The 23340-nt window shown below is 71.7% G+C and carries 20 protein-coding genes; 9 read left to right on the top strand and 11 right to left on the bottom strand.

Going from position 1 to position 23340, the window contains the following annotated elements; genetic code table 11:
* Positions 1-3: 3 nt before the first annotated feature.
* Positions 4-1419, bottom strand: coding sequence for a PLP-dependent aminotransferase family protein (locus Q1K33_RS02060; protein WP_300400032.1), 1416 nt, complete (start codon positions 1417-1419; stop codon positions 4-6).
* Between Q1K33_RS02060 and Q1K33_RS02055 the strand changes: the two genes are divergently transcribed.
* Complete coding sequence (locus tag Q1K33_RS02055; RefSeq protein WP_300400031.1) at positions 1418-2431, top strand: DMT family transporter; 1014 nt, start codon at positions 1418-1420, stop codon at positions 2429-2431. The two genes, Q1K33_RS02060 and Q1K33_RS02055, sit on opposite strands and share 2 nt — an antisense overlap.
* Here the strand turns inward: Q1K33_RS02055 and Q1K33_RS02050 are convergent.
* Complete coding sequence (locus tag Q1K33_RS02050; RefSeq protein ID WP_300400030.1) at positions 2337-3743, bottom strand: wax ester/triacylglycerol synthase family O-acyltransferase; 1407 nt, start codon at positions 3741-3743, stop codon at positions 2337-2339. The genes Q1K33_RS02055 and Q1K33_RS02050 overlap by 95 nt on opposite strands.
* Before the next feature lie 179 nt (positions 3744-3922).
* Between Q1K33_RS02050 and Q1K33_RS02045 the strand changes: the two genes are divergently transcribed.
* Complete coding sequence (locus Q1K33_RS02045) at positions 3923-4594, top strand: HNH endonuclease family protein (protein ID WP_300400029.1); 672 nt, start codon at positions 3923-3925, stop codon at positions 4592-4594.
* A 197-nt stretch (positions 4595-4791) separates the two neighbouring features.
* Entirely contained in the window at positions 4792-5133 is a 342-nt protein-coding gene (locus tag Q1K33_RS02040) for a hypothetical protein (protein WP_300400028.1), read from the top strand.
* Positions 5134-5148: 15 nt separating this feature from the next.
* Here the strand turns inward: Q1K33_RS02040 and Q1K33_RS02035 are convergent, their stop codons facing one another.
* Positions 5149-6075 carry a mechanosensitive ion channel family protein gene (locus Q1K33_RS02035; protein WP_300400027.1) on the bottom strand — a complete coding sequence of 309 codons (927 nt, stop codon included), beginning with the start codon at positions 6073-6075 and terminating at the stop codon, positions 5149-5151.
* Positions 6076-6140: 65 nt separating this feature from the next.
* Here Q1K33_RS02035 and Q1K33_RS02030 point away from each other — a divergent pair, with 65 nt between their 5' ends.
* Entirely contained in the window at positions 6141-7229 is a 1089-nt protein-coding gene (locus tag Q1K33_RS02030; protein WP_300400025.1) for a DNA polymerase IV, read from the top strand.
* Positions 7230-7251: 22 nt separating this feature from the next.
* Here Q1K33_RS02030 and Q1K33_RS02025 read toward each other — a convergent pair whose 3' ends face one another.
* The gene (locus Q1K33_RS02025) at positions 7252-8379 is read right to left on the bottom strand and encodes a glutamate--cysteine ligase (RefSeq protein WP_300400023.1); all 1128 of its coding nucleotides are present in this window, start codon (positions 8377-8379) and stop codon (positions 7252-7254) included.
* 18 nt (positions 8380-8397) lie between these two features.
* Positions 8398-9129: a hypothetical protein gene (locus tag Q1K33_RS02020; protein WP_300400021.1), complete on the bottom strand. Its 732-nt coding sequence runs from the start codon at positions 9127-9129 to the stop codon at positions 8398-8400.
* 181 nt (positions 9130-9310) lie between these two features.
* On the opposite strand from Q1K33_RS02020, the gene Q1K33_RS02015 reads away from it, so the two are divergent.
* Entirely contained in the window at positions 9311-10831 is a 1521-nt protein-coding gene (locus tag Q1K33_RS02015; protein ID WP_300400019.1) for a hypothetical protein, read from the top strand.
* Positions 10832-10909: 78 nt separating this feature from the next.
* Positions 10910-12418, top strand: coding sequence for a threonine/serine exporter family protein (locus tag Q1K33_RS02010; RefSeq protein ID WP_300400017.1), 1509 nt, complete (start codon positions 10910-10912; stop codon positions 12416-12418).
* A 118-nt stretch (positions 12419-12536) separates the two neighbouring features.
* Here the strand turns inward: Q1K33_RS02010 and Q1K33_RS02005 are convergent, their stop codons facing one another.
* Both Q1K33_RS02005 and Q1K33_RS02000 read right to left on the bottom strand, forming a co-directional pair.
* Positions 12537-13379 carry an SDR family NAD(P)-dependent oxidoreductase gene (locus tag Q1K33_RS02005; RefSeq protein WP_300400015.1) on the bottom strand — a complete coding sequence of 281 codons (843 nt, stop codon included), beginning with the start codon at positions 13377-13379 and terminating at the stop codon, positions 12537-12539.
* Positions 13376-14911 carry an NAD(P)/FAD-dependent oxidoreductase gene (locus tag Q1K33_RS02000; protein WP_300400014.1) on the bottom strand — a complete coding sequence of 512 codons (1536 nt, stop codon included), beginning with the start codon at positions 14909-14911 and terminating at the stop codon, positions 13376-13378. Before Q1K33_RS02000 ends, Q1K33_RS02005 begins: the two co-directional genes overlap by 4 nt.
* Before the next feature lie 50 nt (positions 14912-14961).
* Here Q1K33_RS02000 and Q1K33_RS01995 point away from each other — a divergent pair, with 50 nt between their 5' ends.
* Entirely contained in the window at positions 14962-15570 is a 609-nt protein-coding gene (locus Q1K33_RS01995; RefSeq protein WP_300400013.1) for a TetR/AcrR family transcriptional regulator, read from the top strand.
* A 49-nt stretch (positions 15571-15619) separates the two neighbouring features.
* On the opposite strand, the gene Q1K33_RS01990 is transcribed toward Q1K33_RS01995, so the two are convergent.
* The 4 genes from Q1K33_RS01990 to Q1K33_RS01975 form a co-directional block, all read right to left on the bottom strand.
* Positions 15620-17542 (bottom strand): glycosyltransferase family 39 protein, encoded by a 1923-nt coding sequence (locus Q1K33_RS01990; RefSeq protein ID WP_300400012.1) that lies wholly within the window; start codon positions 17540-17542, stop codon positions 15620-15622.
* A 79-nt stretch (positions 17543-17621) separates the two neighbouring features.
* The gene (gene rocD / locus Q1K33_RS01985; protein WP_300400114.1) at positions 17622-18842 is read right to left on the bottom strand and encodes an ornithine--oxo-acid transaminase; all 1221 of its coding nucleotides are present in this window, start codon (positions 18840-18842) and stop codon (positions 17622-17624) included.
* Positions 18843-18946: 104 nt separating this feature from the next.
* Entirely contained in the window at positions 18947-20419 is a 1473-nt protein-coding gene (locus Q1K33_RS01980) for a HAMP domain-containing sensor histidine kinase (protein WP_300400011.1), read from the bottom strand.
* Complete coding sequence (locus Q1K33_RS01975; RefSeq protein WP_300400010.1) at positions 20416-21144, bottom strand: response regulator transcription factor; 729 nt, start codon at positions 21142-21144, stop codon at positions 20416-20418. Before Q1K33_RS01975 ends, Q1K33_RS01980 begins: the two co-directional genes overlap by 4 nt.
* A gap of 146 nt (positions 21145-21290) precedes the next feature.
* Between Q1K33_RS01975 and Q1K33_RS01970 the strand changes: the two genes are divergently transcribed.
* Positions 21291-21716 carry a hypothetical protein gene (locus tag Q1K33_RS01970; protein WP_300400009.1) on the top strand — a complete coding sequence of 142 codons (426 nt, stop codon included), beginning with the start codon at positions 21291-21293 and terminating at the stop codon, positions 21714-21716.
* A gap of 104 nt (positions 21717-21820) precedes the next feature.
* Complete coding sequence (locus tag Q1K33_RS01965) at positions 21821-23326, top strand: hypothetical protein (protein ID WP_300400008.1); 1506 nt, start codon at positions 21821-21823, stop codon at positions 23324-23326.
* Positions 23327-23340: the final 14 nt, after the last annotated feature.

Here is a 23340-nt window from a genome sequence, read left to right as displayed (position 1 = left end):
GGCTCAGGCTCCGGACCCCTGCGCGAGCGCCTCGCCCAGGATGCGGGCGCCCTCGCCGAACGCCGACGGTCGTGGGCCCGAGTAGTTGAGCCGCACGTAGGGGCCCGACGGCTCGGCCGGGAACCACTCCGAGCCCGCGGCGACCATCAGGCCCCGGCTGCGGCACCGCTCGGTGAGGTCGTCGACGAGGGTGCTGTCGGGGAGCCGGGCCCACAGGTTGAGCCCGCCGGCCGGCACGTGCTCGACGTGCGCCAGGGGCGCGTGGGTGCGCAGGCTGGCCAGCAGCAGGTCGCGTCGCTCGCGAAGGGCGGTCCGGACCCGGCGCAGGTGGGGCTCCCACCCGGGCTGGGTCACCACGTCGAGCGCGGCGGCCTGCAGCGCTCCGCTGACGTACATCGACCCGGTCCCGGCGTCGGCCAGGATCCGTTCCCGGGCCGGGCCGCGGGCGATGATCGCGGCGATCCGGATCGCCGGGGAGACGGTCTTGGTGAGCGAGCGCAGGTAGATCACGTGCCCGGCGTCGTCCTGGGCTGCCAGGGGTGCGGGCTCGGTGTCGATCCCGAGGTCGTGGGCCCAGTCGTCCTCCAGGAGGAACGCCCCGTGCCGCCGTACGACGCCCAGGACCGCCTCGGCGACGTCCCGACTCCACTGGGCGCCGGTCGGGTTGGCGTAGGTGGGCTGGGCGTAGAGCAGCCGGGCGCCGCTCTCCTCGAAGGCACGGTCGAGCTGGGCCGGGTCGGGGCCGTGCGGGCCGCTCGGCACGGGCACCACCTCGACCCCCGCCTGCGCGGCCGCGTGGATGGCGCCCCAGTAGGTGGGCGACTCCATCAGCAGGGGGCGGCCTCGGGGCACCAGTGCCCGGAAGGCCGAGCTGAGCCCGCTCTGGCTGCCCGGCAGCACGATGACGTCGCCGGACGCCGGGGCGCTGACGTGGGCGGGTGCGGTGGCGGCGAGGTCCTGGGCGAACCACTGGCGCAGCTCGGGCACCCCGGCGACCGGAGGGCGAGACAGCGCGGCGTCGCTGCGGGCGGCCCGGCCCAGGGCTGCCCGGACCAGGCGCTCGGGGAGGAGCTCGCGGTCGGGGTAGCCGCTGTGCAGGGCGATCACGTCGTCGTCGACGGTGCGCAGGGCCGTGGAGATCGGGGCGACCCGCGAGGGTGGCCGGCCGAGCGCGCCGGTCTGCCAGCCGTAGTCGCTGGTGTGGGCCGTCCGGCCGGCTCGCACGAACGTGCCGACGCCCGGGCGAGTCTCCACGAGGCCCTGGGTCGTGAGCGTGCGCAACGCCTGCTGCACGGTGACCGGGCCGGCGCCGTGCTCGGCGGCGAGGGAGCGCGTGGAGGGCAGCCGGGCGCCGGGGGCGGCGTCCGCGATCCACTCCCGAAGCGCCGTCACGATGCGAGCACTGCTACTGTCGTTCATGAGAGAGAACAGTAGCGCTATCACGCAGACTTCCCCAGCGCTTTCGCCGGGCCTCGGGTGGGGACTGCTGGGTGTCCTCGCCTTCTCGCTGACCGTCCCGCTGACCCGGATCGCCGTGGAGGGGATGTCCCCGCTCTTCATCGGTGTCGGTCGTGCCGTGGTCGCCGCGGCCCTGGCCGGGGCGGCGTTGGCGCTGACCCGCCAGCGGCTGCCGCGCGGCACGGAGTGGGGAAGGCTCCTGGTGGTGGCGGCAGGCGTCGTCCTCGGCTTCCCGCTGCTGACCTCCTACGCCCTGCAGAGCGTGCCCGCCGGCCACGGCGCGGTGGTGATCGGGCTGCTGCCCGCGGCCACCGCCGTGGTGGCGGTGCTGCGCGGCGGGGAGCGCCCCAGCCCTCGCTTCTGGCGCTTCGCGGCGCTCGGCGTCGTGGCCACCGTCGGCTTCGTGACGGCACAGGGCGCAGGCCTGGGCGGTGTCGGCTGGGCCGACCTGCTGCTGCTCGGTGCGGTGGTGGCGGCCGCCGTGGGCTACGCGGAGGGGGGACTGCTCGCGCGCAGCCTCGGCGCCTGGCAGACCGTGTCGTGGGCGCTCGTCGTGGCCGTGCCCGTCACCGCCGTGCTGACCGCCGTTGCCGTCGCCCAGCAGCCGCCGGTGGCGACGACGGGGCAGTGGGCGGCCTTCGCCTACCTCGCGGCCGTCAGCATGTTCCTCGGGTTCGTCGCGTGGTACCGCGGGCTGGCAATCGGGCCGATCGCCACGGTGAGCCAGGTCCAGCTCGTCCAGCCGGTGCTGAGCATCGGGTGGGCGACGCTCCTGCTCGGCGAGCGCATCACGCTGCTGACGGCGGTCGGCGCGCTCGCCGTCGTGGCGTGCGCGGCGGGGGCCGTCCGGGCTCGCGGCGCGCGGAGCGCCGTACCGCTCAGAGCCCGGCGGCCTTCTCCAGCGCCTTCACCTCGTCGTCGAGATGCGTCAGCAGTCGCTGCAGGTGCGGGACCGTCCGCCGACAGCCGGTGAGCCCGAAGCCCATCTTGCCGTCGTAGGAGATGCAGGTGATGTTGAGCGCCATCCCGTTGATCGGGATCGACAGCGGGTAGTGCCCGACCAGCTCGGCGCCGTTCCAGTACTGCGTCGAGCGCGGGCCGGGCACGTTGCTGATGATCAGGTTGTACGGCGGCCGCACCAGCCCGGACATCTTGAACATCGGCGTCAGGATGGCCGGTGCCTGGCCGATCGCGCTCATCGCCAGGATCTGTGTCGGGGTCATCGACGACAGGGCTTCCTTGCCGTCCTTCATCGACCGGTGGATCGCACTCAACCGTCGGGCGGGGTCAGGGCGGTCGGTGGCGAGCTGGACCATCACCGCTCCTACCGCGTTGCCGCCCTCGGCGGAGGCGATGTGGGACTGCTTCGCGTTCAGTCCGATCGGCACCATGGCGACCAGCGGGGCCTCGGGCAGCGCATCGAGCTCGAGCAGGTAGCTGCGCACCGCCCCTGCGCACATCGCCAGGACGACGTCGTTGATCGTCGTGCCGGTGGCCTTCCCGATGCCACGCAGCCGCTCGATCGGCCAGTCCTGGGCGGCGAAGCGCCGTGAGCCGGTGATCGGCTGGTTGAAGATCGTCTGCGGTGCGTGCAGCGAGATCGCCGAGGTCTCGTTCTTGAGGCCCTTGGAGATGGTCTTGACCAGCGCCCCAGGCATCCCGGCGGCCTCGGCGGTCAGGCCGAGTGCGCTGCGCAGGGCGCTCATCGGTACGTCGGCCAGGCTGGTCTCGGCCGGCGCCGGCTTCCTCGTGGTCGGGGTGCGGGGCGCCCACGGCGCCGCCATGTCGCGCTGGTCGGGGTCGGTGCTCAGGGTGCTGGCCATCAGCCGCATCGCGGAGACTCCGTCGACCAGCGCGTGGTGCACCTTGGTGTACATCGCGACCCGGCCGTCGCGCAGGCCCTCGATCACGTGGGACTCCCACAGCGGACGCTCCCAGGCCAGGCGCGTGCTGTGCAGGCGCGAGCACAGCTCGAGCAGCTCACGCACGCGGCCCGGCTTGGGCAGGGCGCTGTGCCGCACGTGGTGCTCGATGTCGAACTGCGCGTCGGGGCGCCACACCAGCTGCGCGCCGGTGCGCACGGAACGGTGCGGGTGCTTGAGGAAGAGCGGGGCGATCTCGGGCTCGTCACGCATCGACTCGAACATGTCCCGGGTGTAGCTGCGGCCGGCACCCTCGGGCTTCTTGAACAGCTGCAGACCGCCGACGTGCATGGGCATGTTGCGGTTCTCGGCGAGCAGGAAGGCGGCGGAGGTCGGGTCGAGCGGAGTCGGCAAGGGAGTCACCTTTCGTTCCGGCGATCCTTGCGTGCTGTGAGGACGACCACAAGCCGTCCCGGGGTGAGACGTGGTCGCGGCGTCGTGCAGGGTTCTCCCTTGCGTCACCCACCGGCCCTTGCCGCCGACCCGGGCGGCGGGAGAGGCTCAGGGAGCGTCGTACCTGTCACTGCTCTCGGGAGTCACTCATGGTCGTCCTCACCCTGCCCGCCCGGCGCCTGATCGCGCTGCTCGTGCTCACCCTCGGAGTCGTCTCCGCCCTGGTGGCGATGCCCGCGGCTGCCTACGCCGCGGGATACTCCGCGCCGTTGCAGACCGCCATCGCGGACCTCACGGTCTCCTCGGAGGTGCGCACGGGCTACGAGCGCAGCAAGTTCACGCACTGGATCGACGCAGACGGCGACGGCTGCTCGACCCGCAACGAGGTGCTGATCTCCGAGGCCGACGACCCGGTCAGCGTCGGCTCGGGCTGCTCTCTCAGCGGAGGCCGCTGGTATTCCTACTATGACGCCATCTCGCAGTACTCCTCCTCGGCGCTCGACATCGACCACATGGTCCCGCTCGCCGAGGCCTGGGACTCCGGAGCGCGCTCCTGGACGTCGGCCGAGCGCAAGGCCTTCGCCAACGACCTCGGGGACACCCGGTCGCTGGTCGCGGTCACCGCAGGGGAGAACCGCTCCAAGGGTGACCGTGACGTCGCCGACTGGCTGCCCGACCACGCCCAGTGCCGCTACCTGCGTGAGTGGGTGGCGGTCAAGCACCGCTGGCGCCTGTCGATCGACTCGGTGGAGAAGTCGGCGATGCAGTCGTTGGCGGCGGGGTGCACGAACTCCACGATCTCGGTCACGTTGGCTCGCTGACCGGTCCCTGGTCGGCGCCTGGCCGGTCCCTGGCCGGTCCCTGGTCAGCGCCTGGCCGGCCCGCCAGTCGTCCACAGGCGTCGTCGAGGCGGTCCCGTCCACAGGCTGCGGTGCTCGTGATGGTGGCCCGGGTCGGTGCTCCCTAGCGTCTGACGGGCGCCGGACCTCCCGGCGCAGGACCTACTCGGGAGACCCTCATGAAGCACACCCTCGCCCTCGTCGCCGGCTGCACCCTCACCGCCCTCGGACTCGGTCTGGGGATGTCCGGCCTTGCCGGCGCCGCCGACGACGTCCGGGCGCCGGCCCGCGAGCGCCCCGTGATCGTGGAGGTCACCGGTGACGCCGGCAACGGTTTCGGCATCACCTACGCCGACGGCGACTCCCGCTTTCCGCCGACGGACTCCGAGGCGAGGGCGGAGTGCTCGGAGTACGACGCCAAGGTCGCCCGCGTGCGCTGTCGCGTCGGGGTGCGCACCTGGTACCGCGACCTCGGAGACCTGCAGCGCTCGTTGGCGTATGCCGCCGAGCACGGTCGCTGATCGGCGCGGGGTCGATCAGGCGGGACGGATCGACCCTCCGGGAGTGACGGCGGCGTCGCCCTGGAGTGCAGCGCGGAAGCTGGGCGTGGCCTGCAGCGCGACGATGTCGGCAGGCATCTCGATGCCGGCCTCGTCCAGGGCTCGCTTGACCGCGTCGATGGCGCGGTGCAGCACCAGCAGAGACTCCCGTTGGTGGCTGTCGCACCAGAATCGGGCATCGAGATCGACCGTCGAGACGCCGAGGGTCGTGATCAGGGCCTGCGGGCCCGGCTCGGTCGCCACGCCGTCGACGGTCCCGAGCGCACGCACGATCACCTCGCTGGCCTCGGCCGGGTCGTTCTCGTAGGCCACACCGACCACGAAGGACATCCGACGTTGCTCGTGATGGGTCTGCACCCGGATGGCGCTCTTGTAGACGTCGCTGTTCGGGATCAGCACCAGTTGCCCGTCGAAGGTCCTGAGGCGGGTCTCGCGGATGGTGATCGCCTGCACGGTGCCGGTGTAGCCCTGGACCTCGATCTGGTCGCCCGACGCGAACGGTTGGCGGAAGAGCATGAGGACCCCGGACAGGGTGTTCTCCAAGATGTCCTTGAACGCGAACCCGATTGCCAGGGAGAAGAACCCCAGGCCGGCCAGCAGGTCGACCGGTTGCACCGACGGGAAGACCACGGTGATCGCGGCCAGGACCGCGAGCGTCACCACGAACCAGCTCGCGATCTTGCTCATCACCGTCGCGAAGCTCGGTGTGTGGCCGCGCGTCAACCACCTGTGCAGCGCCCACCTGACCGCCTTCGCCGCCGCCCAGCCGACCACGACGAGGACGATCGCGACCCCCACGCGTGGCAGCGCGCGCAGCAGGGCGTCGAGCATGTCACCGGCCGAGTCGGAGATCTCGTCGGTCACGCTCGCGGTGAGCGTCTGGACGGTGGTGGTGCTGAGCATGGTCCCCGGGCCTTCCTGAGCCGAAGGCTCGACAGGTCGAAGCCTACGAGTGCGATCCTGGTGGGGTGACCGGATGGGTCTTCCACGTCGACCTCGACGAGTTCCTCGCCGCGGTGGAGGTGCGACGTCGTCCCGACCTCGCAGGACGCCCCGTCGTGGTCGGCGGGCGAGGGGACCCGACCGAGCGGGGCGTCGTCTCAACCGCCTCCTACGCGGCGCGGGCCTTCGGGGTCGGCTCGGGGATGCCGTTGCGGGTGGCCGTGCGCAGGTGCCCCGGAGCGGTCTTCCTGCCGGTCGACAAGCCCGCCTACGACGAGGCGTCCGCCGAGGTGATGGCGGCGCTGCGGGCACTGCGCTGGGACGGCGACCCGGTCGACGTGCAGGTGCTCGGCTGGGACGAGGCCTTCGTCGGCCTCGCACCCGGCGCCGAGGCCGACGCCCACGTCGACGCCGACGGCCGCGATCCGCAGGTCTTCGCCGACCGGATCCGCGCCGAGGTCCTCGCCGCCACCGGGTTGCACTGCTCGGTCGGCATCGGCGACAACACGCTGCAGGCCAAGATCGCCACCGACTTCGGCAAGCCCCGGGGCACCCACCGGATCGGCGACGACTCGTGGGTCGCGCAGATGGGGCACCGCTCGCCCCGCGCGCTGTGGGGGATCGGGGCCAAGACCGAGAGGCGGCTCGCCGCGGTGGGCATCACGACCGTGAGCGGTCTCGCCGATGCCGACCCGGAGGTCCTCGGTGCGGTCTTCGGCCCCTCGACCGGGCCGTGGCTGCGCAGCCTGGGCCGGGGTCGGGGCGCGACCCGTGTCGACCCCACGCCGTGGGTGGCTCGAGCACACGGCCGGGAGGAGACCTTCCAGGAGGACCTGGACGACGACGCCGAGATCGCCGAGGCCGTACGACGCCTCGCCCGCCGCGCTGCGGCCGACATCGCCGCGGACGGCCGACCGGCCGCACGCGTGGTCATCAAGGTCCGCAACCGGTCGTTCGCCACCGTCACCCGCAGCCGCACGCTCCCCGCGCCGTCGGACGAGCCCGAGGTCCTGGCCGAGGTCGCCGTCGGACTGCTGGCCCGCGTCGAGCGCGACCGACCGGTCCGACTGCTGGGGGTGCGCCTGGAGATGGCGGCGCCGGAGGGCGGCTACTGATCCTCGGCCCGCGTCCCGCAGGTCAGAGCGAGCCCCGCAGCTCCTGCACGACCGAGTCGACCACGGCCACGAGATCGCCGCCCGTGGCCGCCGCCACCGCGCGTTGGCGCTGGTACGACGCGCCCCGCGCCACCAGGTCGGCGACCGAGGCGAGCTCCGGGAGGCAGCCCAATCGTGCCGCGATCGGCTCGAGACGCACCAGCAGGTCGGCGAGGTCGTCGGTCACCAGCCGCTCGGCGGAGTCGGTGTCGACGATCACGATGGCGTCCAACCCGTAGCGCGCCGAGCGCCACTTGTTCTCCTGCACGTGCCACGGCGGCAGGATGACAGGGGACTCGCCGGCGGCCACGCGCGTGTCCAGGTCGACGACGAGGCAGTGCGTCAGGGCGACGAGCGCGCCGAGGTCGGCCACGGTGGACACGCCGTCGCACACGCGATTCTCGAGGGTGCCCAGGGCCGGGACCGGGCGCACGTCCCACCGGATCTCGGACAGGTCGTCGATCACGCCGGTCGTGAGCTGGTCCGAGGCGAAGCGTTCGAACTCCGCCCAGGTCTCGAACGCGAAAGGTAGTCCGGCCGTGGGCAGCTGCTGGAACATCAAGGCCCGGTTGGAGGCGTAGCCGGTGTCCAGGCCGGCCCAGATGGGCGAGGAGGCGGAGAGCGCCTGGAGGTGGGGGTAGTAGGTCAGCAGCCCGGCCAGGACGGGCAGGACCCGGGCCCGGTCGGCGAGCCCCACGTGGACGTGGACGCCCCAGATCAGCATCTGCCGGCCCCACCACTGCGTGCGGTTGATCAGCTCCTCGTAGCGCGCCCCCTCGCTGAGCTGCTGCCCGCTCCAGGCTGCGAAGGGATGAGTGCCGGCGCCGAAGAGGTCCAGGTCCAGCTCGTCACACCCGCGCACGACGCCCTCGAGGGTGGCGCGCAGGTCGCCCATCGCCTCCGGCACGTCGTGACAGATCCCGGTGACGATCTCCACGGTGTTGCGCAGCAGCTCCTGGTGCAAGCGCTCGGGGTGCGGGAGCCGGGGTCGGGCCCGAGCGAAGAGATGGCTCGCCTCGTTGCGCAGGTCTCTGGTGCGGCGGTCCACCAGCGCCAGCTCCCACTCGACGCCGAGCGTGGGCTCGGACGAGGCATGGAAGTCGATGCGCACGCCCGAAGAGTTCCACAGCTACGGGGTGGCGAGCACGTCCTCGTGACCGTGCCTCCGGCACCAGGACGTCAGGTAGCCCGCGTGCAAGCCGCACCAGCGGTAGACCGAGGCGGAGGTCAGCCTCAGGTCGTCGTCGTGCTCGTCGCGCGCGACCATGATCGGACGCAGGTAGCCGACGACCTTCTCGGCCGTCGAGAGGGAGACGCTGGTCGCCGCGGCGAGGCTGGCCGTGTCGCTGGCCCGCCCCGCAGCGATCGCGCCGGCCAGCCGAGCGGCGGTGGCCCCGCGCTGGCTCGACGAGAAGTATTCGTAGAGCGAGGGGACATGCCGTCCTGGCAGGTCCGCGACGTGCCCCGAGGCGGCCTCGCGCAGCACCTGCCCGATCTCGGCCAGTGGTTGAGACTTGAGCACCAGGCCGGCAGCCTCGCCGCGAGCCGTCAGCTCGGCGACGTGCTCGGCCTCACCTCGGGCGTTGTGCAACGCGTAGACCAGGGGAGTGCCGCCGTCGCGCTCGCGGACCAGGGAGAGCACGTCGAGCCCGTCGAAGCAGGGAGCCCAGGTCGTGTCGTTGCTGACCAGGTCCGTCAGCACCGCGTCGAAGCGCAGCCGGGTCTGCAGAGCCGCGCGGATCTCGAGCGGTGTCGACGCGGTCACGACGACCGCCGGCGTCAGGAGCTGCTCGAGGTAGTCGCTGACGATGGCGGCCAACGGACTGGCGACGAGGACCCGGGTCGTCATGGCTGCTGACATGCAGGAAATCTTCGCACAGGAACATTTCGTGCAGGTCCCTGCGTCACAGGCAGCCCACTGAGTGACATGCCGCGCACGTCCGTCCCCGGCGGGCGGCGAACCCTGGCACGCCCCGGCCGTCGTGTGCCGCAATTTTCCGAGATGCCCCCGAGGGCGTCGGTCGGAGCGGTTGGGTGGTGCCATGACGGCACGGCCCCGGGGGTCCTCGCGCGACATCGACGACGGCACACCCCTCAACGGTGCTCAGATCGACATCGGTCCTCGCATCGGCTGGGTCCTGCGCGTCTCCCGGCTGCTCCATCGTGAAGCCGCCGGCGCCGGCCTCCAGGCGATGGCCACGAAGGTGCAGTCCAACGCGACCCGGCTCCATCGCGTCGAGACGGGCGGCACCCGGGAGGGACGCCTGGTCGAGAAGTACGAGGAGGTCCTCGGCCTGGCACCGGCCTCTCTGCAGGCGCCGATCGACATCGTCTGCCGCACCTTCCCCGAGGCGCCGGTCGACAGACACCCTGCGCCGGTCGTGGCCACGGTGCGCGAGCTCTCGCGACTCACCGAACGGCTCTCGTCCGTGGAGACCCAACCGGCCCACCTCTGGTTCGCGTGGGCGCGGGCGCTGTCCCGATCCGGGGGCATCGGGATGCCGGAGCGCCTGGCCCAGGATCTCGTCGTACGCCTGGTCACCGAGCTCGGACGCTCCACGTCGCACGCCTACCCGATCCGCTACGAGGCCCTGGCCCTGCTGCGGTGCAGCGACTACGGCCACGTCGTGCTGGAGGTGGCACGCGAGCAGATCGCCGACCCCGACATCCAGGTCCTCAACGACATGATGAGCGCGGTGGGGGAGCACGTCAGCACCGACGCCGTGGCATGGTGCCTGGACCTGCTCACCGATCCCCGGGAGCGGGTGATCCACGGGGCCGCGCTGGCCCTGGAGAACATGGGCCAGATCGCCGAGGCCTCCGACGAGTTCTGGGAGTCGGTCGTCGACCGGATCATCGCCGTACACAACGCTTCTGCCGAGGACGCGCCCGGGTGGGAGTGGCACAGCCACCTGCTGCGCCTCGTCCCTGCCGGCGTCATGGGGCCGCGGCGACACCGGGTGAGCAAGGCGTTGGCGCCGGCGCCGGTGATTGCGAGCTGGGAGCGCGAGGAGACCAACGGTCACTGGGCCGACGTGAGCCGAGCAGCGGCGAGCATCGCCAGCGAGCTCGAGCTGGGCAACCAGCCGATGCTGGCCAGGCTGATGTTCGACCTGGCGATCAGTCCGTACGAGTCCCGCGCGGTCACGTCGTACATGCTGCTCGGCTCCATTCCCGAGATCGCCGCCCGGGTCACGTCCTCACTGGGACAGCTGATCGAGACCCATGTCGATCCGGCCCTGCGCGAACGGATGCTGCGCCGCCTGCCCGGCATGGCCCAGGGGTCTTTCCCGGGCCTGGCGAGCTCGTGGCTGGTCAACGGCGACGACGACGAGCTCGAGGCGGCGTTGTTCCTGGCGGGCGCCTCGAACACGTGGGTGCCGGCCGACATCCTCGCCCGAGCGCTGCTGGGAGGGGGCCGGGTGGCCAACCGGGCCCTGTACGCCGCCGGGATGACGGCGCACCCCGTGATGGGCCAGCTCCTGGAGGACCCGCGAGGCTCGACCGAGCTGGCCGGAGCCCTCGGCTGGTGGCAGCGCAACGGGTCGCGCGTCGACGTGTGAGGCCCGGCCCGGCAGGGGTGACGAGCATCGCGTCGCCGCAGGTTGGGTGCGACCCCGGGAGTGCGTCACCATCGCCTGATGGCCACGCGACAGCGCCCGACGAGCGAGCTCAACCTGATCCTGGACTTCTGTCTCCGGGTCGGGGAGCTGCTGCTGTCCTCGGGCGCCGGCGCCGCCGACGTCACGTCGACGATGCTCTCGCTCGCCCGCGGCCTCGATGCGCGCGCCGCGGACGTCGACATCACCTTCACCTCCCTCACGATGAGCTACCAGAGCAGTCCCGACGAGGTCCCGATCATCGCCACCCGGCAGGTGACGCGGCGCGTCATCGACTACCAGGACCTGACGCGCGTCGACCACCTCGTGCGCGACGTCCTGCGCGGTGAGCTGGACCTGACCTCGGGTCGCGCCGAGCTGCGCCGGATCGTCTCCACCGGCCATGACCGTCCGCGCTGGGCCGTGACCGTCGGCTGGGGCCTGATGTCGGCCGGGATCGGCGTGCAGCTGGGTGGCGACTGGATGGTCGGGCTGCTCGCCTTCCTCTCCGCGGTCCTGATCGACCGTCTCAAGCTGCGGATCGCCCGGCGTCGGCTGCCCGGCTTCTACGAGCAGGTCGCCGGCGGCGGCGTGGCCACCCTGGTGGCTGTCGGAGCCGCCGCCCTGTCGATCGACATCGACGTCTCGCTCGTCGTGACGGCCAACATCGTGATGCTGCTGGCCGGGATCGGTTTCATGGGCGCCCTGCAGGACGCCCTGACGGGCTTCTACATCACCGCCGGGGCTCGCCTGACCGAGGCGCTGCTGTCGACGGCCGGCATCATCGCCGGGGTCAGCGGGGGCCTGAGCCTGGCCTACGCGGTGGGGGTGGACCTGCCCGAGGTCGACCCCGGCCAGACCGACGTGCAAGGGCTGTGGCTCACCGCTGTCGGGGCTGCGGCCGCCGCCTCCGCGTTCGCCTTCGCGTCGTACTCCCCGAAGCGGATCCTGGTGCCGGTGGCGCTGATGGCTGCGATCGCGATCTCCATCTCCAGCTCCATCCAGGCGCCGGGTATCGCGCGGACCTGGTCGGTAGCGTTCGCCGCCCTGTTCGTCGGCATCGTCGGGTACGCCGTCGCCGGCAGGATGCGGGTCCCGCCCCTGATCGTGGTGGTCTCCGCGGTGATCCCGATGCTGCCCGGTGTCTCGATCTACCGCGGGCTCGCACTGCTCGGCGAAGGCAGCCGCCGCGACACCTCCGAGGGTCTGGTCGCGCTGATCACCGCGGCCTCGGTCGCCCTGGCGCTGGCAGCCGGCGTGATCCTGGGGGAGTACCTCGCCCAGCCCGTCACCCGGCAGTCACGACGTCTCGAGCAGCGCCTCGCCGGCCCGCGGCTCGTCGGCCCCGTCCACCTTCCGCGGCGTCGGTCGCGCCGCTCGCGCCGCTCGCGTCAGTCGCGCGGGGTGGGACCGGCCGGCGCTGCCAGCCCGGACAACACCGAGAACCATCCCTCGGAGGTGTCACCGTCGAAGGGTGCCCGCTCCTCGAGCACCGACTCCAGCACCCAGGCGCAGGAGGCCTCGGCCGACGAGACGACCTCCGGCGGGTAGCCGAGGCTGACCCGGTGCTCGGCGACCTGGTCGGTCTCGCCCCACGTGGTCATCGCCACACGGGGCGGGTCACCCAGGTCCATGGGCCCCATCCGAGCAAACGGTGTGTCCGGTCGGTTCAGACCACCTTGGCCTTCGCGGGCAGGACCCGCTTGGCGGAGTGGGCGATGATGTCCTGGTAGCGCGACCCGGCGAGCTTTCCGAGGGTGTGCAGCGCGTGGGCGTCGATGCCGACGAGCACGCGGGCCTGGTTCTTGAGGATCCCCTTGACGATGATCTCGGCGGCCTTCTCGGGCGTCATCCGGGCCAGCTTCTTGTCGAAGAGGTTGGCCGTGGCGGCCTGGTCCTCCTTGGCCGAGACACGCGCATTGCGGGCGATCGCGGTCTTGATGCCGCCGGGGTGCACCGACGTCACCCCGACCGGGTGACCGGCGATGAGCATCTCCTCGCGCAGCGCCTCGGTCATCCCGCGCACGGCGTACTTGGAGGCGTTGTACATCGACTGGCCGGGCATCGAGATGAGGCCGAAGAGCGAGGACAGGTTGACCAGGTGGCCGTCCCCGCTGGCGATCAGGTGGGGCAGGAACTCCTTGGTGCCGTGCACCACGCCCCAGAAGTTGATGCCGATGATCCAGTCCATGTCGGTGTACTCGAGGTCGGCGAGGTCGCCGGCCAGCGCGACGCCGGCGTTGTTGACGACGACGTTGACCCGGCCGAAGTCCTGCACGACGTTGAGCGCGTAGCGCGCGAACGCGTCGCGGTCCGAGACGTCGAGCCGGTCGCTGCGGACCTTGCCCACCCCGGCGTCGGTGACCAGGGCGACGGTCTCGGCCAGGCCGGCCTCGTCGACGTCGGAGAGCGCCAGCAGGGAGCCGCGCTGGGCGCAGTTGAGCGCCAGGGCGCGACCGATGCCGGAGCCGGCACCGGTGATGACGACGACCTTGTCCTTCAGGGACTTCATGAGGAGACTGCCTCTCGCTTGGTGGGTCCTGCCTGGGGATCCTGCGTGGTGCTCACGGCCGAGACCGTGTAGACGTCGGGGTCGAACGAGGCCGTCTCGCCGCGGAAGGCGAAGGTCGACCGGGGCCACAGCGTGGTGTTGTTGCCGTGCTTGTCGAGGTACCAGCTCGCGCAGCCGCCGGAGCTCCACACGGTGCGCTTCATCCGGCGCTGGAGGTCGGCCGACCACGCCTGCTCGGCCGCGGCGGTGACCTCGACGGAGCCGTGTCCCTCGGTGCGCATCGTGCGCAGGGCGTCGACGATGTAGCTGACCTGCGACTCGATCATGAAGACCATGCTCGAGTGGCCCAGCCCCGTGTTGGGACCGACGATGAAGAAGAGGTTGGGGAAGTCGGCCACCGCGGTGCCCTTGAAGGCCGACATGCCGCTCTCGTTCCACTTCGCCGCGAGCGGCCGGCCCGAGCGTCCGGTGACCTTCTCGGCGATCGGGAGCTCGGTCGTGTGGAATCCGGTGGCGATGATGAGCACGTCGACGTCGCGCGCGGTGCCGTCGGCGGTGACGATCCCGGTCGGGGTGATCTCGGCGATCGGGTCGGTCACCACGTCGCAGTTGTCGGACCCCAGCGCGGGGTAGTAGGTGTTGGAGATCAGGATCCGCTTGCAGCCGATCTGGTAGTCCGGCGTGACCGCGGCGCGCAGCGCGGGGTCCTTGATGCCCTTGCGGATGTTGGCCAGGGCCATCTTCTGCGCGGGCATCGCCAGCTTGGGTGCCATCGTGAACGCCGGCACGTAGCCCTCGCGGGCCCAGTAGATGCCGGTGCGGTACAGCCTCTGCAGTCCGGGGACCTTCTTGAGGGCGAGCCGCTCGAGCCTGCTGTAGCGGCGGTCGTTGCGCGGGATGACGTACGGCGCGGTGCGCTGGTAGACGTCGAGGTGCGCGACCTTCTCCTGGATGGCCGGGACGATCTGGATCGAGGAGGCGCCGGTGCCGATCACCGCGACGCGCTTGCCGGCGAGGTCGACCTCGTGGTCCCACTCGGCCGAGTGGAAGAGCTCACCGCCGAAGGACTCGATGCCGGCGATGTCGGGCAGCTTGGGGGCCGAGAGTCCGCCGGCGCCGCTGATCACGGTGCGCGCGGAGTACGTCGTACCGCCGCCGGCGCTGCTGCCCGTCCGGACCGTCCAGCGCTGGGCCGCGTCGTCCCACGTGGCGTCCTCGACGAGCGTGTCGAACACGAACCGGTCGAGCGTGCCGGACTCGTCGGCCACGCGCTTGATGTAGGCGAGGATCTCCGGCTGGGGGGAGAAGGACATCGACCAGTCGGGGTTGGGGGCGAAGGAGTAGGAGTACAGCTGGCTCGGCACGTCGCAGGCCGCACCCGGGTAGGTGTTGTCGCGCCAGGTGCCGCCGACGTCGCTGCCCTTCTCGATCACCACGAAGTCGCACTCGCCTGCCTGGTCCAGCTTGATGGCGGCACACAGTCCGGCGAAGCCGGCTCCGATGACGAGGTGGTCGACATTGATCACGTTCATGGAGCCGACGGTATTGCCCTTATTGAATAGATGTCAATAGAATGCGTGTCGTGACCGCCAGCACATCGAAGTCCGCCTCCCGGAGCCGCCTCAGCCCCGACCAACGCCGCGCGCAGCTGCTGGACCTGGGGGTGCGGCTGCTGGCGACCCGTTCGCTCGACGAGCTGTCGATCGACCTCTTCGCCGAGGAGGCGGGGATCTCGCGCGGGCTGCTCTACCACTACTTCGGCAACAAGCACGCCTTCCACGAGGCCGTCGTACGGCGGGCGGCCGACGACCTGATCGCCCAGACGGCTCCGCCCGTCGACAGCGACCCGCTCCACCGGCTCACGGTCTCGATGACGGCCTACCTCGACTACGTCGAGAGCAACCACGAGGGCTACCTCTCGCTGGTCAAGGGCGCCGCCGGCGGCAACGAGACGATGCGGGCGATCTACGACGAGGCACGGGCGGCACTGACCGACCGGATCTTCCGCGAGGACGCGCAGGCCGAGATCATCCCCGACACGCCCACCACGCGGCTGGTCGTGCGCGGCTGGTCGGCCATGGTGGAGGACCTGGTGCTGAGCTGGGTCGCCGACCCGGCCGGCGTCTCCCGCGACGAGCTGCTCGCGATCATGATCGCGTCGCTGCCGGCCCTCGTCGAGGCGCTGGCCTGACCCAGCCGCCGCGCACGGGCACGGCGGGCTTCGCGTCCTGAGCCGGCGCTCAGGCGCCGGAGAGGTCGTAGAGGGTGACCCCGTCCACCGTCTGGGCGGTGTACGTGGCTGCGACCCAGGCCTCGATGTCCGAGGTGCTCGCGCTGCCCCCGGGGCCGCCTCGCCCGCCGCCGAGGCCGCCGCCACCGCTGATGAAGAAGTGGATCTGGCCGTCGGCCACCAGCTCCTGGAACTGCGCGAGCGTGGGGCTCGGGTCGCTGCCGTTGAAGCCGCCGATCGGCATCACCGACTCCTCGGAAGCCAGCTGGTAGCCCGCCGCGGAGTTCGCCCCGACGGTCGCCGCGACCCAGGTGTAGGAGTCGGCGTCCGAGAGCAGGAGCGAGGTCACGGCATCGGTCGAGGTGCTGCCGTCCAGCAGGCCGCCGACACCGCCCGTGGTCGCGGTGCCCGGCCCGCCGGCCTGACCGCCGAACCCGGCGCCCGACCCGCCGCTCGTGCTGGGGCCTGCCGTCGGGATCGAGCCGGTGTGGGGGGTCGCTGCCGTCTCCAGGGCGTACGCCGCCGGGCCGCCCAGCCCGGCGAGCAGGGCGGCCACGGCGACGACCGAGGCCACGCGCGCAGGCAGGTGTCGGGCCCCCACGATCATCAGGGCGGCCGCGAAGCCGACGGTGGCGACGACGTACCTCAGCCACGGCGCGAAGTCGGGCGTGCGGTCCAGGAGCGCGAAGCCGAAGCCCGTGGTCGTCGCGGTGGCGAGGCCGAGCAGACCCGCGGCGACGAGCGAGTCGCGGCGCTGCCACAGCGCCCAGCCGCCGAGTCCCACGAGTCCGGCGACCGCCGGGGCCAGGGCGACCGTGTAGTAGGCGTGGTAGATGCCGGCCATCAGGCTGAAGGTCAGTGCGGTGACGACCAGCCAGCCCAGGAGCAGGGTGGCCAGGGCACGCACCATCCGCGACCCGCACCACACGGCGCCGGCGCCCAGGATCAGGGCCGCCGGGATCAGCCACGCGACCTGGCCGCCGTTGTCGGAGCCGAAGAGGCGCAGCAGCCCGGTGGAGCCCCACCCGTTGCCCCCGCCGACCGACCCGGCCTCGTCGCCGGTGAGGCGTCCGAACCCGTTGTAGCCGAAGGTCAGCTCGAGGAAGTCGTTGGTCTGCGAGCCGCCGATGTAGGGCCGCGACGAGGCCGGCCACAGCTGCACGATCGCGACCCACCAGCCGCCGGCCACGACCATCGACCCGAACGCCGCCAGCAGGTGCAGGACGCGGGTGCGCCACGGGACGGCTGCGAAGATCGCGTAGGTCGCGGCCAGTGCGGGCAGCACCAGGAAGGCCTGCAGGGTCTTGGTGAGGAACGCGAGCCCGACGAACGCTCCACCGAGCACCATCCACCGCAGGGCCCGCGGGGACTCGAGTGCGCGGACGACGGCGTAGGCCGCGGCAGCCATCAGCAGCACGAGCAGCGCGTCGGGGTTGTTGAACCGGAACATCAGCACCGCTACCGGGGTAGCTGCCAGCGTCGCCCCGGCGACGATCCCGGCCCAGCCCGACCCGGTCACCCGGCGCACGGTGGCGTGCAGCAGGGCGACGGTGCCGATACCCATCAGGGCCTGCGGCACCAGGATGCTCCACGAGGAGAGTCCGAAGACCCGCACCGAGAGTGCCATCGGCCAGATCGACAGCGGTGGCTTGTCGACGGTGATCGAGCCGGCCGCGTCGGAAGCGCCGAAGAAGAAGGCCTTCCACGACTCCGAGCCTGCCTGCGCGGCCGCCGAGTAGAACGAGTTGGCGTAGCCGGAGGCGCCCAGCCCCCACAGGTAGAGCAGCGCCGTCGCGCCCAGCAGCACGACGTACGCCGCGCGTTCCTGGTCCAGCCTCGCCACCTGCTGGCGCAGGCTGGGGCGGAGGTCGGTCTCGACCACCTGGTCGTCGGAGTCTCGGGAGGCTGCGGGTCGCGCGTCGGTCAGCGTCATGGGGGAGACGATGGCCAGTCAGGCTGGGGCGGGGTTCGGTCCTACCTGTTGGTCTCCTGTGGGCCGGGGAGGGCCGGGGTCAGTCGCCGGCCACCACGGCGGCGAGCTGGTCGAGACCCCAGGCGAGGTCCTCCTCGGAGATGACCAGCGGGGGCGCGAGGCGGATCGTCGAGCCGTGGGTGTCCTTGGCCAGGACGCCGCGGGCCATCAGCTTCTCGCAGACCTCACGGCCGCTGCCCACGGACGGGTCGATGTCGACGCCGGCCCACAGGCCGCGCACGCGCACGGCGAGGACGCCGTGGCCGACCATGGCCTCGAGCCGCTCGCGCAGCATGGTGCTGAGCTCGGCTGCGCGGCGCTGGAAGTCGCCGGTCGCCAGCATGTCGACGACGGTCGACCCGACCGCGCAGGCGAGGGCGTTGCCGCCGAAGGTGGAGCCGTGCTGGCCGGGCTTGAGGACGCCGAGCACGTCGCGGTCGGCGACGATGGCCGAGACCGGGACGACGCCGCCACCGAGGGCCTTGCCGAGCACGTAGATGTCGGGGACGACACCCTCGTGGTCGCAGGCGAACGTGGTGCCGGTGCGACCGAGGCCGGCCTGGATCTCGTCGGCTGCGAAGAGCACGTTGCTGCGGGTGCAGGCCTCCCGGATGCCGCGAAGGTAGCCCTTGGGCGGGATCACGACGCCACCCTCGCCCTGGATCGGCTCGATCAGGACGGCGACCGTCGTCGGGTCGATCGCGGCCTCGAGCGCCTCGAGGTCGCCGTACGGGACGGACGTGAAGCCGGGAGCGAAGGGGCCGAAGTCGGCACGGGCCTCCTCGTCGTCGGAGAAACCGACGATCGTGGTGGTGCGGCCGTGGAAGTTGCCGCTGGCGACGATGATCTTCGCCTGGTCGGCGGGGACGCCCTTGACCTGGTAGCCCCACTTGCGCGCGACCTTGATGGCGGTCTCCACGGCCTCGGCGCCGGTGTTCATCGGCAGGACGAGGTCCTTGCCGCACAGGTCGCCCAGCTTGGCGGTGAAGTCGGCGAACTGGTCGTGCACGAAGGCCCGGCTGGTCAGGGTCAGCTTGTCGAGCTGGGCGTGCGCGGTCTCGATGAGCCGCGGGTGCGAGTGACCGAAGTTGAGGGCTGAGTAGCCGGCGAGCAGGTCGAGGAAGCGGCTCCCGTCGACATCGGTCATCCAGGCGCCCTCGGCGTGGGCGACCACGACCGGCAGGGGGTGGTAGTTGTGTGCGGTACGGGCCTCGGCCCGGCCGAACTCGACGCCACTCGTGGACGTCGCGGGGTCGGTCATCGTCATGCGGATCACGCTCCTCTCGGGTCTGGGCCCACCGTAGCGAGCCCGCCCCAGATTGTCAGACAATGCATCGGGGGCCAACTCGCCGGCGCGGGTCGGTCTCAGCCGAGGCGGACGTCGATCCGGGTGTCGCCCGGCTCGCTGCTCAACCTGACGGTGCCACCGTGGGCCGCCGTGATGGCCTCCACCAGAGCCAGGCCCAGCCCGACCCCGCCGGCGCGGTTGCGCCCGGCATCGGCACGGGCGAACCGTTCGAAGGCGTGGGGGGCGATCTCGGGCGGGAAGCCCGGGCCGTCGTCGTGCACGGTGAAGCCGTCGGGGCGCGCCGTCACCGTGACCGTGGTGCCGGGCGGCGTGTACTTGCGGGCGTTGGTGAGCAGGTTCGTCACGACCTGGTGCAGCCGCAGCGCGTCGCCGGGGACCTCCACGACGTCCTCGGGCAGCTCGAGCCGCCACTGGTGCTCCGGCGCGAGCACGCGGGCGTCCGAGACGGCCTCGACCAGCAGTCGCGTCAGGTCGACGTCCTCGCGCTCGAGGGGTCGACCCGAGTCCAGGCGCGCGAGCAGCAACAGGTCCTCGACGAGGGCGGTCATCCGTGCCGACTCCTCCTCGACCTTGGCGAGCGCCATCGCGCCGGCCGCGGAGTCGTCGGGCCGGCGTCTGGCCAGCTCGGTGTAGCCGGCGATCGTGGTGAGGGGCGTGCGCAGCTCGTGCGAGGCGTCGGCGACGAACTGGCGCACCCGCTGCTCGCTCGCGTGGCGCGCGTCCAGGGACGTCTCGACGTGGGCGAGGAGCGTGTTGAGCGCCGCCCCCACCTGCCCGACCTCGGTGCGCACGTCCGTCAGGTGCGCCGGGACTCGCTCGGTCACACCGATCTCACCCGAGTCGAGCGGCAGCTCGGCGACCGAGTGTGCGGTCTCGGCGACCTCCGTGAGAGGGCGCAGCTGACGCCGTACGACGGAACGTCCGGCGACCGCGGCCATCATGGCGCCGAGCAGGATCAGCAGTGCCTCGGTGCTGATGAGGGTCGTCACCACTCCGTCCACGTCGTCGGTCGGCAGCCCGGCCGCGACCTTGTAGCTGCCGGTGGAGGTCTCGCTCACGGCGATCCGGTAGCTCCCGAGTCCGGGGAGATCGAGCTTGCGCGGGGTGCCGTCGGCCGGCAGCTCGTCGATCCGGTCCAGCACCTCCTCGGACAGGTTGGAGTCCCCGGGGCGGCCGCGCTGGCCTTGGGTGAGCAGGGTGCCCGTCGGGTCGGCGTCGTAGTCGGCGTACTGCTCGAAGAAGGCGGTGAGAGTGCCGACGGACTGGCCGCGGCCGGGATCGTCCCCGTCGGGGCCGCCGTCGCCCGGCGGCTCCTCGGCGAAGGGCAGCTGGTCGAGCCCGAAGAACGGGCTGCTGGGCACGCGCTCGGCACGCTGCAAGGCGGCACGCACGTCGTCGTCGAGCTGGCCACCGAGGTAGGTCTTCACGGTCAGGGCGGTGACGACGCCGATCAGCACGGAGGTCGCCAGCACCAGGGCGACCGCGGTGACGACGAGCCGCGACGTCAGCGACGCGAAGCGACCCCTCACGAGCCCGCGGCCGGCTTGAGCACGTAGCCGGCGCCCCGCATGGTGTGGATCATCGGCTCCCGTCCGGCGTCGACCTTCTTGCGCAGGTAGGAGATGTAGAGCTCGACGACGTTGGCCTGGCCGCCGAAGTCGTAGTTCCACACGCGGTCGAGGATCTGCGCCTTGCTGAGCACCCGCTTGGGGTTGCGCATCAGGAAGCGCAGCAGCTCGAACTCGGTGGCGGTCAGGGAGATCTCGGTGCCGCCGCGACGGACCTCGTGGCTGTCCTCGTCGAGGATCAGGTCGCCGACGGTGAGCAGCGAGGACGTGGCCGCCTGCTGGGCGCCCGAGCGGCGCATCAGCGCCCGGAGCCTGGCCACGACCTCTTCCAGGGAGAACGGCTTGGTGACGTAGTCGTCGCCCCCCGCCGTCAGGCCGGCGATCCGGTCCTCGACGGCGTCGCGCGCTGTCAGGAAGAGCACCGGTACGTCGGGATCGGTGCCGCGCATCCGGCGCAGCACCTCCATCCCGTCGAAGTCGGGCAGCATCATGTCGAGCACCACGGCGTCGGGCTGGTGCTCCTTGGCAGCAGCGACGGCCTTGGTGCCGGTGTGGACGGTCTCCACGACCCAGCCCTCGTAGCGCAGGGCCATCGAGATGAGCTCGGCGATGTTGACCTCGTCGTCGACGACGAGGACTCGGACGGGCGTTCCGTCGGGACGCAGGAGAGCTGGTGCGGTGGTCATGAGTCCACTGTGACGATCCTGTCTGTGGGTTTGCTGTGGACACGCTGGGTGGTGCCTGCGGGCGCCTGAGTCCCGTTGGTGGAGCGCATGCCGAGTCCACATCGCGACCACAGCCGGCGTACAGGTGCCCGGACGAGCCTGGCTGCATGGACCAGGACACCGACGACACCCGGGCGATCGACGACACCGTCGCGCCCCCGCCACCGCCCGCTGCCACCCCGGCCACCCCTGCCCCGGCTGACGCCGACCCCCCGACCGGCCTGCGCCATCGCGTGCTCGGCCTCCGCGCTGTCGCTGCGGTGGCCCTGGCCTCCCTCGTGCTCGGGGGACTCGGGGGAGCCGCGCTGGGCGCCGTCTCGGACGGTGCCGACACCGACCAGCGCGGGCCCGGGGGTGGACAGTTCGTGCCCGGGCAGCCGGGTCAGCAGGGTCAGCTCCCCGGACGGGGCGGCCAGTTCCAGGGCGGCGTGACCGGTGGCCAGCAGGGCGGGCTCCCGCCCGGCACCGTGCCGCAGGACGACGTCGTACCGGACTCCGGGGCGGGCGACTCGACGGGCGGAACGACCACGTGACCTGAGCCTCGTCCGGGTTGAGGAAAATCCGGGACGGAGGGCACACGGCGGCCTTACGCTGAGCCGCCTCGATCCGGGGGCCCGTCTCGGAAGAAGCCTCCACGATGAAGATCCGCGCGCTCGTCGCCGCCGTTGCCCTGTCCGTCACCACGTCCCTGCAGGTTCTCGGCACGGCAGCGCCAGCGTCGGCGGACCCGGCGCCCGCAGAGGCACCAACCGGCGACGTGGAGGTGACCTTCCCGAGCGTCACGCGCTTCAACCCGGACGTCACCGACTACGTGGTCAGCGTCGTCGACCACGCGCCGGAGGCCGGTGCCCTCTACGTGGTCAACCAGAACCAGGACACCTTCGCCGTCCCCCCCGACGGCCAGGTCCCGGTCACCTTCGACTACAACGCCGACGACACGTTCGTGTGGGTCATCCGGTGCGGTTACCCGTGCGTCGAGGTCGCCCGGTCGGAGTCGCTGGACATCTACCGGCGAGTCGGCTTCGACGTGGCCCACGTGCGCAACCGGGCACCGCTGAGGCCGGGTCCGGTCGAGCTCCAGGTCGCCAACACCGAGGCGCCTGCGGGCTCGGAGCTGGACGTCGCCTGGCGGATCGTGGCCCCGGACGCGTCCGTGGTGGCCGAGGGTGAGCAGACGATGCCGAGCAACGCGGCCGCCCGGCTGCGCTTCGAGGTCCCTGAAGGCCTCGACCAGGACGCCACCTACGAGCTGGTGGCCGACGCGTCCTTGGCGACCGAGGACTTCGGTCTCCTCGAGGGCACCACGAGCTTCGAGTTCGTCTTCGACGACGATGCGAACGGCGACGTCGAGCTGCCGGAGTCCATCCCGACGCTGTTCCCCGCTCCCGACGGCTACCGCGATCGCCTCCGGGTCGTCGCCCAGCTCCGCAACGGCGGGATGCGCCATGCCTTCCTCGACGTGCTCACCCCCCAGGGCAAGGTGGTGAAGACCTTCGGCACCGGCGGGCCAGGCAACTACCGCGGACAGGTCGTCATGGACTGGGACGGCCGGGTCGCCGGCAAGCCGGTCGCCGCAGGCCGCTACCAGCTGCGGGTCCGTGGCGAGGACCGGGCAGGCAACCAGGCCGACGTGCGGACGACGTTCCGGGTCTCCGACGACAAGCTGCGGTGGAGGAAGTGGAAGGCCGACCTGTCCCCGGCCCCGAGTCAGGTCAACTCGTTCGTCGGACGCTGCTCCTCGTTGAAGAAGCAGCGTGGTGGTGGGCTGGGCCTGTACTCGCAGACCTCCTGCCAGAAGCCGAAGCAGAGCGTCGTGGTGAGCGTGCACGGCGTCTACCTGCCGCCTGCCTTCGGCGGTCGCTACCGCAACATGCGGGTGAGCGTGCGTGGCGGGGCCGCCCGTGGCGCGCGCGAGGCCTATCTCGTGCTCGGCTACCTCACGGAGGACGGCGACTTCCTCAACCGGGCACAGTTCGACGGCCGTTCGGGGCTCCACCGGGGCGGAACGCACAAGAAGGGTGATCTCGTGCGGGACCCGGCGTCGGGTCAGCCGGCGATCTACTGGCAGGTGGGGCTGTCGGAGGGGAGCCGGTACGACGTGAAGAGCTTCCGGGTCGAGATCCAGTACCGGACCCTGTCGTGAGCCGAGCCTGCGCC

It is taken from the genome of Nocardioides sp. (genome assembly GCF_029937575.1).
GTDB lineage: Bacteria > Actinomycetota > Actinomycetes > Propionibacteriales > Nocardioidaceae > Nocardioides.
The sequence above is the reverse complement of the archived record's forward strand: the minus strand, read 5'-3'. Positions and strand labels throughout refer to the sequence as shown.

What these genes read in the sequence shown, in the direction of transcription:
- Q1K33_RS02055 (WP_300400031.1), top strand. Translation starts at nt 1,418, where the DNA reads ATGAGAGAGAACAGTAGCGCTATCACGCAGACTTCCCCAGCGCTTTCG.
- Q1K33_RS02060 (WP_300400032.1), bottom strand. Translation starts at nt 1,419, where the DNA reads ATGAACGACAGTAGCAGTGCTCGCATCGTGACGGCGCTTCGGGAGTGG.
- Q1K33_RS02045 (WP_300400029.1), top strand. Translation starts at nt 3,923, where the DNA reads ATGGTCGTCCTCACCCTGCCCGCCCGGCGCCTGATCGCGCTGCTCGTG.
- Q1K33_RS02040 (WP_300400028.1), top strand. Translation starts at nt 4,792, where the DNA reads ATGAAGCACACCCTCGCCCTCGTCGCCGGCTGCACCCTCACCGCCCTC.
- Q1K33_RS02035 (WP_300400027.1), bottom strand. Translation starts at nt 6,075, where the DNA reads ATGCTCAGCACCACCACCGTCCAGACGCTCACCGCGAGCGTGACCGAC.
- Q1K33_RS02020 (WP_300400021.1), bottom strand. Translation starts at nt 9,129, where the DNA reads ATGTCAGCAGCCATGACGACCCGGGTCCTCGTCGCCAGTCCGTTGGCC.
- Q1K33_RS02015 (WP_300400019.1), top strand. Translation starts at nt 9,311, where the DNA reads ATGACGGCACGGCCCCGGGGGTCCTCGCGCGACATCGACGACGGCACA.
- Q1K33_RS02010 (WP_300400017.1), top strand. Translation starts at nt 10,910, where the DNA reads ATGGCCACGCGACAGCGCCCGACGAGCGAGCTCAACCTGATCCTGGAC.
- Q1K33_RS02005 (WP_300400015.1), bottom strand. Translation starts at nt 13,379, where the DNA reads ATGAAGTCCCTGAAGGACAAGGTCGTCGTCATCACCGGTGCCGGCTCC.
- Q1K33_RS02000 (WP_300400014.1), bottom strand. Translation starts at nt 14,911, where the DNA reads ATGAACGTGATCAATGTCGACCACCTCGTCATCGGAGCCGGCTTCGCC.
- Q1K33_RS01990 (WP_300400012.1), bottom strand. Translation starts at nt 17,542, where the DNA reads ATGACGCTGACCGACGCGCGACCCGCAGCCTCCCGAGACTCCGACGAC.
- rocD (WP_300400114.1), bottom strand. Translation starts at nt 18,842, where the DNA reads ATGACCGACCCCGCGACGTCCACGAGTGGCGTCGAGTTCGGCCGGGCC.
- Q1K33_RS01975 (WP_300400010.1), bottom strand. Translation starts at nt 21,144, where the DNA reads ATGACCACCGCACCAGCTCTCCTGCGTCCCGACGGAACGCCCGTCCGA.
- Q1K33_RS01970 (WP_300400009.1), top strand. Translation starts at nt 21,291, where the DNA reads ATGGACCAGGACACCGACGACACCCGGGCGATCGACGACACCGTCGCG.
- Q1K33_RS01965 (WP_300400008.1), top strand. Translation starts at nt 21,821, where the DNA reads ATGAAGATCCGCGCGCTCGTCGCCGCCGTTGCCCTGTCCGTCACCACG.